Annotated in this window: 10 protein-coding genes and 1 pseudogene; 7 read left to right on the forward strand and 4 right to left on the reverse strand. The window is 69.0% G+C overall.

Annotated elements, in window-relative coordinates:
• The first annotated feature begins 67 nt into the window (after positions 1 to 67).
• From FKV25_RS07035 to FKV25_RS07055, 5 genes are all read left to right on the forward strand, one after another.
• A complete protein-coding gene (locus FKV25_RS07035) occupies positions 68 to 952 on the forward strand; it encodes a carbon-nitrogen hydrolase (protein ID WP_141518076.1) in 885 nt (294 codons plus the stop codon).
• Positions 953 to 965: 13 nt separating this feature from the next.
• Positions 966 to 1,535 (forward strand): GNAT family N-acetyltransferase, encoded by a 570-nt coding sequence (locus FKV25_RS07040; RefSeq protein ID WP_141518077.1) that lies wholly within the window; start codon positions 966 to 968, stop codon positions 1,533 to 1,535.
• Between the two features lie 54 nt (positions 1,536 to 1,589).
• The gene (locus FKV25_RS07045; RefSeq protein ID WP_141518078.1) at positions 1,590 to 2,204 is read left to right on the forward strand and encodes a TetR/AcrR family transcriptional regulator; all 615 of its coding nucleotides are present in this window, start codon (positions 1,590 to 1,592) and stop codon (positions 2,202 to 2,204) included.
• Between the two features lie 174 nt (positions 2,205 to 2,378).
• A complete protein-coding gene (locus FKV25_RS07050; protein ID WP_246071973.1) occupies positions 2,379 to 3,164 on the forward strand; it encodes an alpha/beta fold hydrolase in 786 nt (261 codons plus the stop codon).
• A gap of 128 nt (positions 3,165 to 3,292) precedes the next feature.
• Positions 3,293 to 4,537 (forward strand): TraB/GumN family protein, encoded by a 1,245-nt coding sequence (locus FKV25_RS07055; RefSeq protein ID WP_246071975.1) that lies wholly within the window; start codon positions 3,293 to 3,295, stop codon positions 4,535 to 4,537.
• A gap of 155 nt (positions 4,538 to 4,692) precedes the next feature.
• Here FKV25_RS07055 and FKV25_RS07060 read toward each other — a convergent pair whose 3' ends face one another.
• From FKV25_RS07060 to FKV25_RS07070, 3 genes are read right to left on the reverse strand one after another with little or no spacing between them, the layout of a single operon-like run.
• Positions 4,693 to 7,782, reverse strand: a complete 3,090-nt coding sequence (locus FKV25_RS07060; protein ID WP_141518081.1) for an efflux RND transporter permease subunit — start codon at positions 7,780 to 7,782, stop codon at positions 4,693 to 4,695.
• On the reverse strand, positions 7,779 to 11,285 hold the full coding sequence (locus FKV25_RS07065) for an efflux RND transporter permease subunit (RefSeq protein WP_425462611.1): 3,507 nt from the start codon (positions 11,283 to 11,285) through the stop codon (positions 7,779 to 7,781). The genes FKV25_RS07060 and FKV25_RS07065 overlap by 4 nt, the downstream gene beginning before the upstream one ends.
• A 15-nt stretch (positions 11,286 to 11,300) precedes the next feature.
• Positions 11,301 to 12,458, reverse strand: a complete 1,158-nt coding sequence (locus tag FKV25_RS07070) for an efflux RND transporter periplasmic adaptor subunit (RefSeq protein WP_141518082.1) — start codon at positions 12,456 to 12,458, stop codon at positions 11,301 to 11,303.
• Positions 12,459 to 12,885: 427 nt separating this feature from the next.
• Between FKV25_RS07070 and FKV25_RS07075 the strand changes: the two genes are divergently transcribed.
• Together FKV25_RS07075 and FKV25_RS07080 are read left to right on the forward strand one after the other, a co-directional pair.
• Positions 12,886 to 13,260: a c-type cytochrome gene (locus tag FKV25_RS07075; RefSeq protein WP_141518090.1), complete on the forward strand. Its 375-nt coding sequence runs from the start codon at positions 12,886 to 12,888 to the stop codon at positions 13,258 to 13,260.
• Positions 13,261 to 13,274: 14 nt separating this feature from the next.
• Positions 13,275 to 13,718 carry a c-type cytochrome gene (locus tag FKV25_RS07080; protein ID WP_141518083.1) on the forward strand — a complete coding sequence of 148 codons (444 nt, stop codon included), beginning with the start codon at positions 13,275 to 13,277 and terminating at the stop codon, positions 13,716 to 13,718.
• Positions 13,719 to 14,029: 311 nt separating this feature from the next.
• Here the strand turns inward: FKV25_RS07080 and FKV25_RS16210 are convergent.
• Positions 14,030 to 14,529, reverse strand: a pseudogene (locus tag FKV25_RS16210) (transmembrane repetitive protein); the annotation flags it as partial.

The following is a 14,529-nucleotide window of genomic DNA, read 5'->3' on the forward strand; positions in this document are numbered from 1 at the left end:
CTTTGCGCCCCTGGCGCGCACCGCTCCCGAGCACGGGGCCTGCACCCCCTACGCATACAATGCCGGCATGAAGACCAAGACCCTGCCCGTTGCCCTCATCCAGGAAAAGAACCACGGCGGCGCCGCGGAGAACCTCGCCGTCATCGAAGACCGCGTCGCCGAAGCCGCGCGCTCGGGCGCCAGGCTCGTGCTCCTGCAGGAGCTGCACAACGGGCCGTACTTCTGCCAGCACGAGTCGGTGGACGAGTTCGACCTCGCCGAGCGCATCCCCGGACCCAGCACCGAACGCCTGGGCGCCCTCGCCCGGGCGCACGGCGTGGTCCTGGTCAGTTCGCTGTTCGAGAAGCGCGCCGCGGGCCTGTACCACAACACCGCGGTGGTCTATGAGACCGACGGCCGCATCGCCGGCAAATACCGCAAGATGCACATCCCGGACGACCCGGGCTTCTACGAGAAGTTCTACTTCACGCCCGGGGACCTGGGCTTCGAGCCGATCGACACCTCGGTCGGTCGCCTGGGCGTGCTGGTGTGCTGGGACCAGTGGTATCCCGAGGGCGCGCGGCTGATGGCGCTGGCGGGCGCCGAGTTGCTGCTCTACCCCACCGCGATCGGCTGGGACCCGGACGATGCGCAGGACGAGAAGAATCGCCAGCGCGACGCCTGGGTGCTCAGCCACCGCGGACACGCGGTCGCCAACGGCCTGCCGGTGCTCAGCTGCAACCGGGTCGGCCACGAGGCCTCGCCGCTGGCCGCGTCGGGCATCGACTTCTGGGGCAACAGCCACGTGCTGGGTCCTCAGGGCGAATTCCTGGCCGAGACCGGCACCGATCCGACGATCCTGATGGCGGAGGTGGACATGCAGCGCAGTGAACACGTCCGCCGCATATGGCCTTTCCTGCGCGATCGCCGGATCGACGCCTACGGCGACCTGCTCAAGCGCTATCGCGACTGAGGCGCAGGGCCCGATGCTCCCGTCCGCCGACACCGGCCCGGTCGTGCGAGCCGCGACCGAGGCCGACCTGCCCGCGATCACCGCGCTTTACGCCGACGAGGTGCGCGACCGGGTCGCCACCTACGAGTACGAGGTCCCCACGCTCGAGGACATGCGCTCGCGATGGCAACGGCTGGAGGACCATGGATTTCCCTACCTGGTCGCCGAGACGGGGGGCCGCTTCGCGGGCTACGCATACGCGGGCCCGTACCGCGGTCGCATCGGCTATCAGTGGACGGTCGAGAACGCGATCTACATCGATCCCGCCCAGCAGGGACGCGGCGTGGGCCGGGCGCTGCTGCAGGCGCTCATCGACGCCTGCGAGGCGCAGGGCTTCCGGCAGATGGTCGCGGTGATCGGCGACGGCAGCAATGCCGCGTCGGTAGCCCTGCACGAACGCCTGGGCTTCACCACCGTCGGCGTCTACCGCGGGCTGGGCCGCAAGCAAGGTCGATGGCTGGACACGGTGCAGATGCAACGCGCACTGGGCGCCGGCGACACGTCCGCACCCGCGGGCCCGGCCGTTCCCCGCTGGCCAGGCTGAGGTGCCGACAGGCGGCGCTTGCCCGGTTTTGAACGACCGTGCTATTTTTGCCGCGTGAACGCACTGACCGCCACCTCGAAGGGCGTCGCCACCCGCGACAGCATCATCGACCGCGCCTACGGCATCGCCTGCGCAGGCGGACTGGAAAGCCTGTCGATCGGCCCCCTGGCGCAGGCGGTGGGCATGTCCAAGAGCGGCGTGTTCGCCCATTTTGGTTCGCGCGAGGACCTGCAGCTGGCCGTGCTGGACAGCGCCGCCGCGCGCTTCTTCGACGCCGTCCTGGTGCCTGCGCTGAAAGCCGAGCGCGGCCTGGACCGGCTGCGGGCGATCATGGAAGCCTGGTTTGACTGGGTCCGCCAGAACGAGGGCGGCTGCCTGCTGGTGGCTGCGGTCAGCGAGTACGACGACCGCCCGGGGGCCCTGCGCGACCGGGTGGTGGCGCAGCAGCGGCGCTGGCGACAGGACATCGCCCGGGCCGCCGGCCATGCGATCGAGCGCGGCCAACTGGATCCGGCCACCGACCCCATGCAGTTGTCCTTCGAGCTGTACTGCCTGGCCTTGGGTGTCCACCACGACGCAGGCCTGTTCGGCTACCCCGACAGTCTCGCCCGCGGCCAGGCCGGCCTCGACCGCCTGCTGCAGCGCCACGCACCTCCCTCCCCCTCCTGACCTGAGCTCACCTCCCCCACGAGGACGACTGCCATGCCCCGCCCTTCGCCAACAATTAGCACGACCGTTCGCACTAACTTGAAGCTGGGGGGCCTCCGCCTGGGCTTTCGCCTGGCGAGCGCCGTAGCGCCGGCCGCGGCCGCCGCCCGTGCGGGGCGGCTGTTTGGAACCCCGATGCGGAGCTCACGCACGCGCGCCATCCAGGCGCCCCGATATGGCGCCCGGGAGGTCCGCGTCGCGGTGGGCGACCACCACGTCCAGGCTTACGCCTGGGGCGATCCCGGCAGGCAACCCTATCTCCTGTTTTCCCACGGCTGGTCCAGCCACGGGACCCGGATCGCGACCTGGCTGCCCCGGCTGCGCGAGTCCGGCCTGGCCGTCGTCGCCTTCGACCAGTACGCGCACGGCCTCAGCCCGGGCGCCTTCGCCACGATCCCCAGCTTCGTCGAGCACCTGCTCGCGGTCGCCGCCCACTTCGGCCAGCCCCGCGTGCTGGTGGGCCACTCACTCGGTGGCGCCACCGCGATCCTGGCCATGCAGCGCGGGCTGCGCGCCGATCGCGTCGTGCTGGTCGCGCCGGCGGCTGACCCGGTCGACGCCGGCCTGCGCTTCGCCGGATTGATCGGACTGGCGCACCATGCCTGCCTGCGCATGATGCGCGGTTTCGAGCGGCGATACGGCATCGAATTCGCCCGCATGCAGGCCCATCGCGTCGTACCTGCGCTCGCCTGCCCGGCGCTGGTGGTGCACGACCTGCGCGACCGGGAAGTGCCCTGGTGCGAGGGCGAGCGCTACGCGCGCCATTGGCCTGGCGCGCGGCTGCTCAGTACCGAGGGACTGGGCCACCACCGGATCATGGACCACGCCGGCGTCATTGATGCGGCCTGCGCCTTCATACAGGGTCGGGCGGTAGGCGAACGCGTCGTCTCCAGCCCCAATCTCCCCTTCGGCCTTGCCTGAGACGCCCGAAACGCGACACCGATCCGGCCGGATTGCCGCCGGGGATGCGCCAGCGTGGCTTGTCTGCTTCATCATGGCCCCAATATCGACGGATCGGCCCGGCCGAACGTCCCGCCATGAGAGCCACGATGACCGATAGCCCCGCCACCGTCCCCACCGCCGCACCGCACTGGCGCGACCAGCCACACGAGGTCGTCGAACGCGATGGCATCCGCTACACCCTGCTGGGCACGGCCCATGTCTCGCAGGCCAGCGTCGACGCGGTGCGCGACGCCATCGGCAGCGGGGAATTCGACACCGTCGCGGTCGAACTCGACCCCCAGCGCCTGCAGGCGCTGACCGATCCCGATGCCCTGGCGCGGCTGGACCTGGTGGACGTCATCCGCAGCGGCCGTACCGCGCTGTTCGCCGCCAACCTCGCGCTGGCCGCCTACCAGCGACGGCTCGCCGAACAACTGGGCGTGCAGCCCGGCGCAGAGCTCAAGCGCGCGGTGCTCGAAGCGCGCCATCGCGAACTGCCCGTGCACCTGATCGACCGCGAGGTCGGGCTGACCTTCAAGCGAGCCTCCGCCAAGCTCGGCTTCTGGGGGCGCGCGAAGCTGGCCGGTGGCCTGCTCGCCGGCCTGCTGGTCGACGAGCCGGTGGCGGAAGACGACATCGAGAAGCTCAAGACCGGCGACATGCTGGAGTCCAGTTTCAGCGAGTTCGCCAGCGATACCCCGGCGCTCTACGACACGATCATCGACGAGCGCGACCGCTACATGGCCGCGCGCCTGCGCGAGAGCACCGCCGCCGACGCCGGGGCGGGCCTGGCCCCGCGCGAGGTCCTGGCCGTCGTCGGCGCCGGCCACCTGCGCGGCATGGCCGGCTACCTGCGCGAGGAAAGCCGCGCGGCGCCGGCCATCCGGGAGGAACTGGAGGCCCTGCCGAAGAAGAGCGACATCCCGTGGTTCACCATCATCCTGACCACCTTCGTCCTGGGCGGCTTCGCCTGGGGCTTCTGGCAGGGCGGCATCGACGTGGGCTCCGACCTCCTGCTGCAGTGGGTGCTGGCCACCGGGCTGCTGGGTGCGCTGGGCTGCGCGATCGCCGGCGGGCATCCCCTCAGCATCCTGGTCGCCTTCATCGCTTCGCCGATCACGCCGTTGCACCCCGCCCTGGCCTCGGGAACCCTCAGCGCGCTGACCGAGGCCTGGCTGCGCAAGCCCACCTATGCCGACTTCATGGCCCTGCGCCAGGACATCGGCACCCTCAAGGGCTGGTGGCGGAACCGAGTGGCCCGCGTACTCCTGAATTTCTTCCTGACCAGCCTGGGCACCGCCATCGGGGTCTGGACCGGCGGCCTGAGGATGCTGGGCAAGCTGGTCGGCTGACGCCTCCGACCGCGCTTGCCGACGGCATTGCCGGCGTCGTCCACACCGGACACAGAAAGCCGTAAGGGCGCCCCCGAGGGAGCGCCCTTTTTTCTTTTCCATCGACCCGGACCGTCGGCCCGCACGCCCCCGGGGACGGCGGGGCCGGCGCCGTGTCAGTCGACGTGAAGGGCCGTCACCGAGGCCACTTCGCCGCGGACATCCTTGCCGCGCGCCCGGCGCACGATGCGGATGACGCCGTTGCGGGCATCGTCGAGCAGGGCGTAGATGGTGGGCAGGAACAACAGGCTCACCACGGTCGAGAACGCCAGGCCACCGGCCACCGCGCGCGCCATCGGCGAGTACTCCGCCCCGCCAAGCACGACCGTGTCGCTCAGCGAGATCGGGATCATCGCCAGGATCGCCGTGCCCATGGTCATCATGATCGGGCGCAGACGTTCGCGGCTGCCCTCGACGAGCGCATCGGTGCGCGACATGCCGCGTCGCCTGAGGTTGTTGATGTGCTCGACCATGACGATGCCGTTGTTCACCACCACGCCCATCAACACCAGGATGCCGATGAAGGCCATGATGCTGAACGCCGTGCCGGTGATCCAGAACAGCCAGAACACGCCGAACACCGAGAACAGCACGCAGCTCATGATCGCCGCCGGGAACAGCAGCGACTCGAACACCGCCGCCATGACCACGTAGATCATCACCAGCGCCAGCAGGGTGTTGAACATCATCTGGTTGACCGCTTCGTTGTCGCGCTCGAACGCACTGCCGTCGAAGGAGTAGCTGTAGCCCGGTGGGAACGCCACGGTCTCCAAGGTCGATTCCAGCGCCTTGCGCGCGTCGGGCGTGGTGGTCTCCCCCGCCAGGTTCGCGGCGATGGTGACCGTGGTCTGGCGGTTGAAGCGGTTGATGTGGGTTGCGGCGGGCACGACGTCGACGTCGACCATGCTCAGCAGTGGTACCGAACGCCCGTCGGGCGAACGCACCATGAAGCTCTCCATGTCCTCCACGCCATAGGTTTCCGCGCCGGCGAAGCGCACCCAGACCGGCACCTCGGTCTGGCCGCGGCGGAACTCGCGCAACTGGGCGCCACGCAGGGCCAGGCCGACGAAGCTGGACACCTCCTGCACGCTGAAGCCGAATGCCGCCGCCCGTTCGCGATCGACGGTGACGATGAGTTCGTTGTTGGTGTCGCCGGCATCGATGCGGACGTCGCGCAGTTCCTTGCGCGCCGACAGGATCGGCACGATGTCCCGCGCGATCTCGCTCAGCACCTTGGTCGAGTCCCCGACGAGCTGCACCTGCACGCCTTCGTTGCCGCCGTCGCGACCGCCCTGGCCACGGATGCCGACCTCCATGCGCGCCGACTTCGGCAGCTCCTTGCTGATCGTCTCGGTCAAGGGCTTGATGTCGCCGATCGCGTCGTCGAAGGTGATCATGGTGGCGGCGTCGCCCTGCTCGCTGTACCACGAGTAGATCTGCTTGATGTTCAAGCGCTCGCGGTTCGCTTCCAGGTACTTCTCCACGCGCAGGACCTCGTCGGAGATCTGCTCCTTGGTGTAGCCGCCGTTCCATTGGTAGTAGAGCTGGGCTTCCTTGCCACCCCCGCCGCCGAACATGTCGAACTTGGTCCGGGTCATCGGCACGATGCTCAGCGCGACGATCAGGATGATGCCCAGCACGCTCCAGCCACGATGTTCCAGGGTCCAGCGCAGCACCCGGGCGTAGCGTCGCTGCAGGCGGGATATCAGGCCCTTCTCGTTCTGCACCGCCGGCGGCGTCTTCATCCGCGCCGAGAGCATCGGGATCAGGCTGACCGCGACCAGCCACGAGGCCAGCAGCGACACCGAGATGGTGATCGCGATCTGGGCCATGAAGATGCTGATCTGGTTGGTCTCGCCCAGCAGGTTGGGCAGGAACACGATGCAGTGCGACAACGTACCGGCAGAAAGCGCGATCGCCACGTGCCGGGTGCCGACGATCGAAGCCTTGACCGGATCATCGGGCATGCGCTCGCGTTCCTGGTAGATGCTCTCCACCACGACCACGGCGTTGTCCACGAGCATGCCGACCGCCAGCAGCAGGCCCATCAGGGTCAGCACGTTGAGGGTCACGCCGAAGAAGTGCATGAAGCCCAGCGTCATGACGAAACAGATCGGGATCGCCAGCGTCACCATCAGCGTCGAGGGCCAGTGGCGCAGGAAGAAGAACAGCACCGCGATCGAGAGGAGGAGGCCGATCGCACCGGCCTCGGCCAGTTCGACCAGCGAGTCGGTGACCTCCTCGCCCTGGTTCTGGATGACCTTCACGTCGATGTTGCTGAGCTCGGGCGACTCGCGGATCTCCTCCACCGTCGCCAGCACCTGGCGCGACACCTCGACCAGGTTGGCGTTGCGTTCCTTGTAGATGTCCAGGCCCACCGCCACGCGCCCGTCCAGGCGACGGCCATAGTCCATCCGCGCGGGCTTGAGGCGCACTTCGGCGATGTCCGACAGGCGCAGGCCACGCTCGTTGAGCACCAAGCCGCGAAGTTCGTCGAGCGTGCGGATCTCGCCGATCGGCTGCACCCGCAGGCGCAGGTCCGCGTCCTGGATCTCGCCGGCGGAGACGGAGAAATTGACCGTGCGCAGGCGGGTGTTGAGGTCATTGAGGTTCACCCCGTGCGCAGTCAGGCGCTCGGGGTCGATCGCGATCTCGACCTCGTTCGGCGGCGCGCCGCTGACTTCCACCCGCGCCACGCCGGGCACCCGCTCGATGCGACGCTTCATCTCGCGGTCGATCAGGTCGTAGGCGCCGGTCAGGTCGGTGTCGGCGGCCAGGCGCACGCGCAGGAAGGCCTCGTCGCTGGTCGAGAACTTGTGCACGAAGTAGCGCTGGAAGTCGTCCGGCAACTCGTCGCGGATCGCGTCGATCCGCTCCCGCGCCTCCGAGGCGGTGATGGAGATGTCCTTGTCCCAGTCCGAGAACTCCATGAACACGTACGCGCCGTCGGCCTGCGCGCCACCGCCCATGCGCTTGATCCCGCTCAGCGTGGCCAGGGCTTCCTCGACCGGGCGCAGCACGGTGCGCTCGACCTCCTCGGGCGTGGAACCCGAGTACGGCAACTGCACGAACATGAAGGGCGCGGAGACGTCCGGCAAGGCTTCCAGCGGCAGCCTCACCGCCGCGATCAGGCCGATGACGAACATCGACACGAACAGCATCACCGTGGTGACGGGACGCTTCAGACTGAGCTCGGCGACGCTCATGCGGGCTGCTCTCCATCGGCATCGGCGCGACCGCCAGCCACGGTGCCCGCGCTCGCGTGCAGGCCGCGACGGCCGCGCTCGCGATAGTAGGCGTCGCCGCGGCGGTCGAGCAGGTCGTACACCACCGGGATCACCAGCAGGGTCAGCAGGGTGGAGACCAGCAGGCCGCCGATGACGGTGATCGCCATCGGCGATCGCACCTCGGCGCCCTCGCCCATCGCGATCGCCAGCGGCAGGAAGCCGAACAGCGTGCACAGGGTGGTCATGATGATCGGGCGCAGGCGCGAGCGCGCGCCCTCGACCAGCGCATCGCGCTTGGCCGCGCCGGCCTCGCGCAACTGGTTGACCTTGTCTATCAGGATGATCGCGTTCTTGGTCACCAGGCCGACCAGCAATATCAGGCCGATGAACACCACCACCGAAATCGAGTTGCCGGTCACCAGCAGCGCCAGGACCGCGCCGACCATCGCCAGCGGGATGGTGAACAGGATCACGAAGGGATGCAGGAGCGACTCGAACTGGGATGCCATGACCAGGTAGACCAGGAAGATCGCCAGGCCGAAGGCGAAGACCAGCGAGTTCACCGACTCGGCCAGTTCCTCGCCCTGGCCACCGATGTGCATGCGCACGCCCGCGGTCAGCGGCTGCTCGGCGACCATGGCCTCCACTTCCCGGACCGCCGTGCCCAGGTCGATGTCGCGCAGGTTGGCCGAGACCACCGCCACGCGGACCTGGTCGGCGCGATGGATCTCGCTGGGACCGGTGGTGGAAATGACGTCGGCCACCGCTTCCAGCGTCACCGGCCGGCTGCTGCCCGGGTTGACGACCAGGCGGCGGATGTCCTCGACCGAGGCCCGGTCGGATTCCTGCGCCCGCACCAGCACGTCGATCTTGCGGTCGCGGAAGCTGTAGCGGGTCGCCACCTCGCCGCGTACCTTGCGCACCACCACGTCGGCGATCTGGCGGGTCGTCAGGCCCAGGGCGCCGGCGCGGTCCTGGTCGAAGCGGATCTGGATCTCGGGAAAGCCCTGCTCGACCGTGGAGGTGACGTCGGCATAGTGCGCATTGCCTCGCAGCATGGCCGCCATCTGCTTGCCCGCCTGCTCGATGGTGGCCAGGTCCTCGCCGCGCAGCTCGATCTCGAGCGGCGTGGAGAAGCTGAAGAGCTCCGGCCGGCTGAAATCGACCTCGGCGCCCGGATGGTCCTCCATCGTGGCGCGCAGGCGCTCGGTTTCCTCGGCCTCGATCTCCTCGCTGCCGCCATCGGCCATCACGATGCTGATCTTGCCGATATTCTCGCCGCTCTCGGTCGGGTTGGCATCCAGTCGCGTGCCGGTGCCGCTGACGCCGAACATCGCGTGGATGCCCGGGTCGTCGGCATGCCGGCGCTGGATGTCCTGGACGAGGGCATCGGTGTCGCGCAGCGGCGTACCCGGGGGCAACTTCACCGTCATCTCGAAGCGATCCTGCGCCAGCTGCGGGATCAGGTCCGCGCCCAGCATCGGCACCAGCGCCAGCGTGGCCAGGAACGCCGCCAGGGCGACGCCGAGCACCAGGGTGGGACGGGCCAGCGCCGCGGGAAGCAGTTTCAGGTAGCTGCGCTCGGCGCGCTCGTAGGGCGCCATCGCCAGGTCGCTGGCCTTGCGCATCACCGGGCCGACCAGGGCAGTGATGCCGCGCCAGATGCGGACGAACACCCAGGCGATGCCGAACAGGCCGCCGCGCGTCGCGACGCCGACGCCACGACCGGTCGCCGCGATCGGCTTCTGCAGCTTGGACGTCGGTCGCCACTGCGGATGCGCCGGCTCTTCGGGGAACGCCATGGGCGGACGCCCCTTCAGCGAACTGAGCATCGGGATCAGGGTCATCGACACCAGCAGCGAGATGCCGATCGCGAGCGCCACGGTCAGCGCCTGGTCGCGGAACAGCTGGCCGGCGATGCCTTCGACGAAGACCAGCGGCAGGAACACCGCGATCGTGGTCAGCGTCGAGGCCACCACCGCCATGCTCACTTCCCGGGTGCCGACGATGGCGGCTTCGAGTATCCCCAGCCCGCGCTCGCGCGCCTTGGCGATCGATTCGAGCACCACGATCGAGTCGTCGACCACCAGGCCGGTGGCCAGTGCCAGGCCGCCGAGCGACATGACGTTGAGGCTCAGGTCCATCTGCCCCATGAAGAAGAAGGTGGTCACGATCGACACCGGCAGCGACAGGCTGATGACGAACGTGCTCCAGCCGTCGCGCAGGAACAGGAAGATGATCAGGATCGCCAGCAGGCCGCCGATCACCGCGTCCATCTTCACGTCGCTGATCGCATGGCGGATGAACTGCGACTGGTCGTCGATGACGGTGAGCTCGAACTCCGGCGGCATCGAGTCCTGGATCTCCTTCAGCCGCGCCTGCACGGCATCGGCGGTGGCGACGGTGTTGGCGTCGCCTTCCTTGTAGATGGCCAGTTCGACCGCTTCCTTGCCGCCCAGGCGGATGATCGCCTCGCGTTCCTTGTAGCCCTGGCGCACGTCGGCGACGTCCTTCAGGCGCACCGGCATGCCGCCCGCGGCGACGTTCTGCCCGGCCGAGGACGCACTCTGCACCGAGGCGGCCGCGGCCATCGCGCTGGCGTCGCCGGTCGCGGCCGCGACGCGCGCCATCTGCTCGGCGGCGCTGGCGGCGTCACCGCCCCCGCCGCTCTGCGTGGTCACGAGCATCTCGCGGATCTCGTCGACGCTGGCGAACTGGTTGACGGTGCGGACCAGGTAGCGCTGCGAGCCCTCTTCCAGCCGGCCGCCGGAGACGTTGACGTTCTCCTGCTGCAGCCGATTGATCACGGTCTCGATCGGCAGGTTGAGCTGGGCGAGCTTCTGCTGGTCGATGTCGACCTGGATCTCGTCCTCGAGGCCGCCGCCGATCTTCACCGCGGCCACGCCCTCGACCGGCTCGAGCTTCTTCTTGAGGTCATCCTCGGCGAAGCGGCGCATCAACGTCAGCTGGCGGATGGCGTCGTCGCCACCCTCGCGGGCGCTCAAGGCCAGGCGCATGACCGGCTCGGTGGACGGGTTGAAGCGCAGCAGCACCGGCTGCTCGGCTTCCTGCGGCAGCTGCAGCACCTCGATTTTGTCGCGCACGTCGAGCATGGCCTTGTCCATGTCCGTGCCCCACGCGAACTCGAGCACCACGTCGCTCTGGCCGGTGCGCGAGACCGACTTCAGCTTGCGCAGGCCCTTGACCACGCCCACCGATTCCTCGACCGCCTCGGTGATGAGGGTCTCGATCTCGGTGGGTGCCGCGCCGGTGTACTCGGTGCGCACCGTCAGCGTCGGGAAACTCAGGTCGGGCAGCAGGTTGACCTTCAGGTTGCCCAGCGAGATGAGCCCGAACAGCAGCAGGCTGATGGTGAACATCGCGATCGTGACGCGACGGCGGGTGGAGAACTCGACGAGGTTGAAGGCAGCAGGTGCCTGCGGGTCGCCGGGGGTGGCATCGCTCACTTTGGGATCGCTCACGTGGGGCTCCGGCGCTTACTGCTGGGTCTTGTCGTCGCCGGCGTCGCCGGCTTCGTTGGCGGCGACGGCCTTGTCTTCGGTGCCGGGGGCGCCGATCACCTGGACGACGGTCTCGTCGCGCAGGGCGGACTTGCCGGCGGTGACGACGCTGTCGCCCGCCTCCACGCCCTCGCGGACCTCGGCCCATTCGCCGTCGATGTAGCCCAGCTTGACCGTGACCCGATGGACCTTGCCGTCGCGCACTACGAACAGGGCGGGGTCGCTCTCGCCCTCGATCAGCGCGCTGCGCGGCACCACGAGCGCGTTCGCACGCTGGTCGTAGTCGATGCTGATGCGGCCGAACATGCCCGGCTGCAGCACGTCCTGGCTGTCGAAGGCGCAGATCACGCGGAAGGTGCCGCTGCCTGCATCGACGACGGGGGCGACGCGGTCGACGGTCCCTTCGAAGACCTTGCCCGGCAGCGCGTCCACCTGCATGCGCACCGGCAGGCCGGCCTGGAGCGTGGCGAGTTCGCGCTCGGGCACGTTCAGGGTGGCCTCCAGGCGCGAGATGTCGACGATGCGCAGGATCGGCGTGTTGATCTGCACGAAGTTGCCCGGCTTGATCGAGCGTGAGGCGACCACGCCGGAAATCGGCGCGGTGACGTTGGTGTACGAAAGCTCCAGGTTGGCGAGGCGATTGACCGCGCGCGCGTTCTCCAGGTCGTACTTGAGCTGGTCGGTCTCGTTGGCGCTGATCAGCTTCTGCGCCGACAGCTGGCGGGCGCGCTCGTAGTTGTTCTGCAGCTTGGTCATCTGCGCGGCGGTCTGCGCGGCCTGCAGGCGGGCGCGGTCGGCGTCCAGCCGCACCAGCTGCTGGCCTGCCTTGACCACCTGCCCTTCCTCGACCATGACCTCGAGCGCCACGCCCGAGGTCTTGGCGATCACCTGCGACTCGGCGAGCGCTTCCAGCGCCGCGGTGCCGGTGTAGCTGGCGGCGATCGGGCGGTGGGTGGCCTGGGCGACTTCGACCGGTACCGCCTCGACGGCCTTGTCCTTGCCTTCCTTGGCTTCGGCCTCGCCGTTGCCCCCCTTGCATGCGGCCAGGGCCAGGCAGGCGGCGAGGATCAGGACGGCATTGCGGGCACGGAACGGGCCGCGGGAAACGCCTTGGGCTGGGAGAGGGAGTTGCATGTGGGGGGCCCCGATGATGGTGATGCCGGCCGATGTATGCCGGTGTTGTAGATAGGTATATCACTAGACACGAAAAACCCATCGTGTCGAAGGTCATGGTGACTGTCGCCATGCCCCTGTTCAGGGCCGCCCGACCTTCTTCGGGCACGACGGCCGCGCGGCCCACCCGGTGTCCCGGGGCAGCCCGCACGGCATCAATGGTGTGATGGATGCATGCTCGGCCGGGAGCGTTGCATTGTCATGTCCCAGTGGTCAGGGATGGGCGCCGGGCGCCGCGGGCGCACGCAAAGCTAAACAGCGCGCGCCCCTCAGGCTATACTGGCCAGATTGCGCGCGGCCGGGCGCCCCAGGACTCGCCACCACGGGACCCGGGACACGGCCGGCCAGCCTCTCCAGCCAGCCATTCGAGATTGCGGACATAGACATGATGCGACCGCTGACGATCGCCGCCAGCCTTGCCCTGACCACCCTGCTGGCCACCGCGCCGGCGCGTGCGCAGGACGAAGCCACTCCCGCCCCGGCCGCCAACGCCGCCAGCAGCGTTGCCCTCCAGGGCGATGCCGCCAAGGGCAAGATGCTCACCTACACCTGCCAGGGCTGCCACGGCATCACCGGCTACAAGAACGCCTACCCCAGCTACCGCGTCCCGCGGATCGGCGGCCAGTCGGCCGAGTACCTGGCCAATGCGCTGCACGAATACCAGAAGGGCACGCGCCAGCACCCGACGATGGAGGCCCAGGCGCAGAGTTTCTCCGACCAGGACATCGCCGACATCGCCGCTTTCCTGTCCAGCATCAAGTGAGCCCGCAGACGACCATGACGACCAAGATCCGCGCCATCGCCCCTGCCCTCATCGCACTGGCCTGCCTGGCCCTGGCCGCCTGTTCCAGCGGCGGCGAAGGCGAACATGCCGCCGAAGCCGAGCACGCCGCCCCGACCTCTTCCTCCGCCGGCCTGCCCAACGGCAACGTCAGCGCTGGCGAGCAACTGGCCAGCACCAAGGGCGAGGCCACCGGCCAGTCCTGCGTGGACTGCCACGGTTCGGAAGGCAACGCGCCGATCGACGCCACGTATCCCAAGCTTGGCGGCCAGTACGCCGACTACCTGGGCCATGCCCTGGAGCAGTACCGCAACGGCCAGCGCGACCACGCGCTGATGTCGAGCCAGGCCCGCAACCTGACCGACCAGCAGATTGCCGACCTGGCCGCGTATTTCAGCTCGCGCGAAAGCCAGCTGCGCGACCTGCACGGCGTCCACTGAAGCCGGCCTCGGCCGGTTCGAGCAAAAGGCCCGCGATCGCGGGCCTTTTTCGTTATGCGGTACCGCAGCGAGCGGCGCGTCGACGCGGCACGCGGGCGCACGGCCCGCCTGCTGCCGGCGAAGCCCCTGGCCAGCAACACCGCTTGACCGTCCAGACGCCGGCACCCGGGCGTAACGGCAGGCACGCGGGGCGTTCGACGCACCGCATTCCGCTTGGGTGCATCCAGTCGAATGGCAGCCTGTCGCAACATGGTCGACGCGCCCGATGACCCGTCCATCCCCACGGTTCGAGGCTGGAACCGCCCCTGCCCTCAATCGCCGTCGGCGGGCCGGACGCTGCCGTTCTCGTCCTGCAGTTCGGGCTTGAACGGGATGTCCGGTGGCGGCCGCGCGGTGGCCGGCTGTTCGTTGAGGTTCGGGTCGCTGATGCCGCATGCCCCGCCGAGCGCGAGCAGCGACACCGCGCACTCGACCTTCTTGCCGGTACCCGGGATCGGGATCGAGACGGTCTTGATGCCGCGCCGCACCCACTCCTGGAGCAGGTTTTCGTTCGGGCGCCAGTAGCGGTCGAACAGCGTCGGCTCGTAGCCGACGGGCGGACGCTTGAGCCAGGTGCCGTTGCGATCGAGCGAGGTGATCTCCTCGGTATAGGTCCCCGGCGGCTGCGCGGGAGCGGCCGAGCCCGGCGTGTCGCCCAGGCGGACGCTGCCATCGCTGTTGAACAGGCCGGGGCCATCGTTTCCGCGCTGGCCGCCCGGCACGTTGCGCTCGGATGCGCCGAAGTCGTCCGAACGCGCCGGCGTGGGCCAGC

Source organism: Marilutibacter aestuarii, assembly GCF_006546775.1.
Taxonomy (GTDB): domain Bacteria; phylum Pseudomonadota; class Gammaproteobacteria; order Xanthomonadales; family Xanthomonadaceae; genus Marilutibacter; species Marilutibacter aestuarii.

What these genes read in the sequence shown, in the direction of transcription:
- FKV25_RS07035 (WP_141518076.1), top strand. Translation starts at nt 68, where the DNA reads ATGAAGACCAAGACCCTGCCCGTTGCCCTCATCCAGGAAAAGAACCAC.
- FKV25_RS07055 (WP_246071975.1), top strand. Translation starts at nt 3,293, where the DNA reads ATGACCGATAGCCCCGCCACCGTCCCCACCGCCGCACCGCACTGGCGC.
- FKV25_RS07080 (WP_141518083.1), top strand. Translation starts at nt 13,275, where the DNA reads ATGACGACCAAGATCCGCGCCATCGCCCCTGCCCTCATCGCACTGGCC.
- FKV25_RS07050 (WP_246071973.1), top strand. Translation starts at nt 2,379, where the DNA reads ATGCGGAGCTCACGCACGCGCGCCATCCAGGCGCCCCGATATGGCGCC.
- FKV25_RS07060 (WP_141518081.1), bottom strand. Translation starts at nt 7,782, where the DNA reads ATGAGCGTCGCCGAGCTCAGTCTGAAGCGTCCCGTCACCACGGTGATG.
- FKV25_RS07075 (WP_141518090.1), top strand. Translation starts at nt 12,886, where the DNA reads ATGCGACCGCTGACGATCGCCGCCAGCCTTGCCCTGACCACCCTGCTG.
- FKV25_RS07070 (WP_141518082.1), bottom strand. Translation starts at nt 12,458, where the DNA reads ATGCAACTCCCTCTCCCAGCCCAAGGCGTTTCCCGCGGCCCGTTCCGT.
- FKV25_RS07040 (WP_141518077.1), top strand. Translation starts at nt 966, where the DNA reads ATGCTCCCGTCCGCCGACACCGGCCCGGTCGTGCGAGCCGCGACCGAG.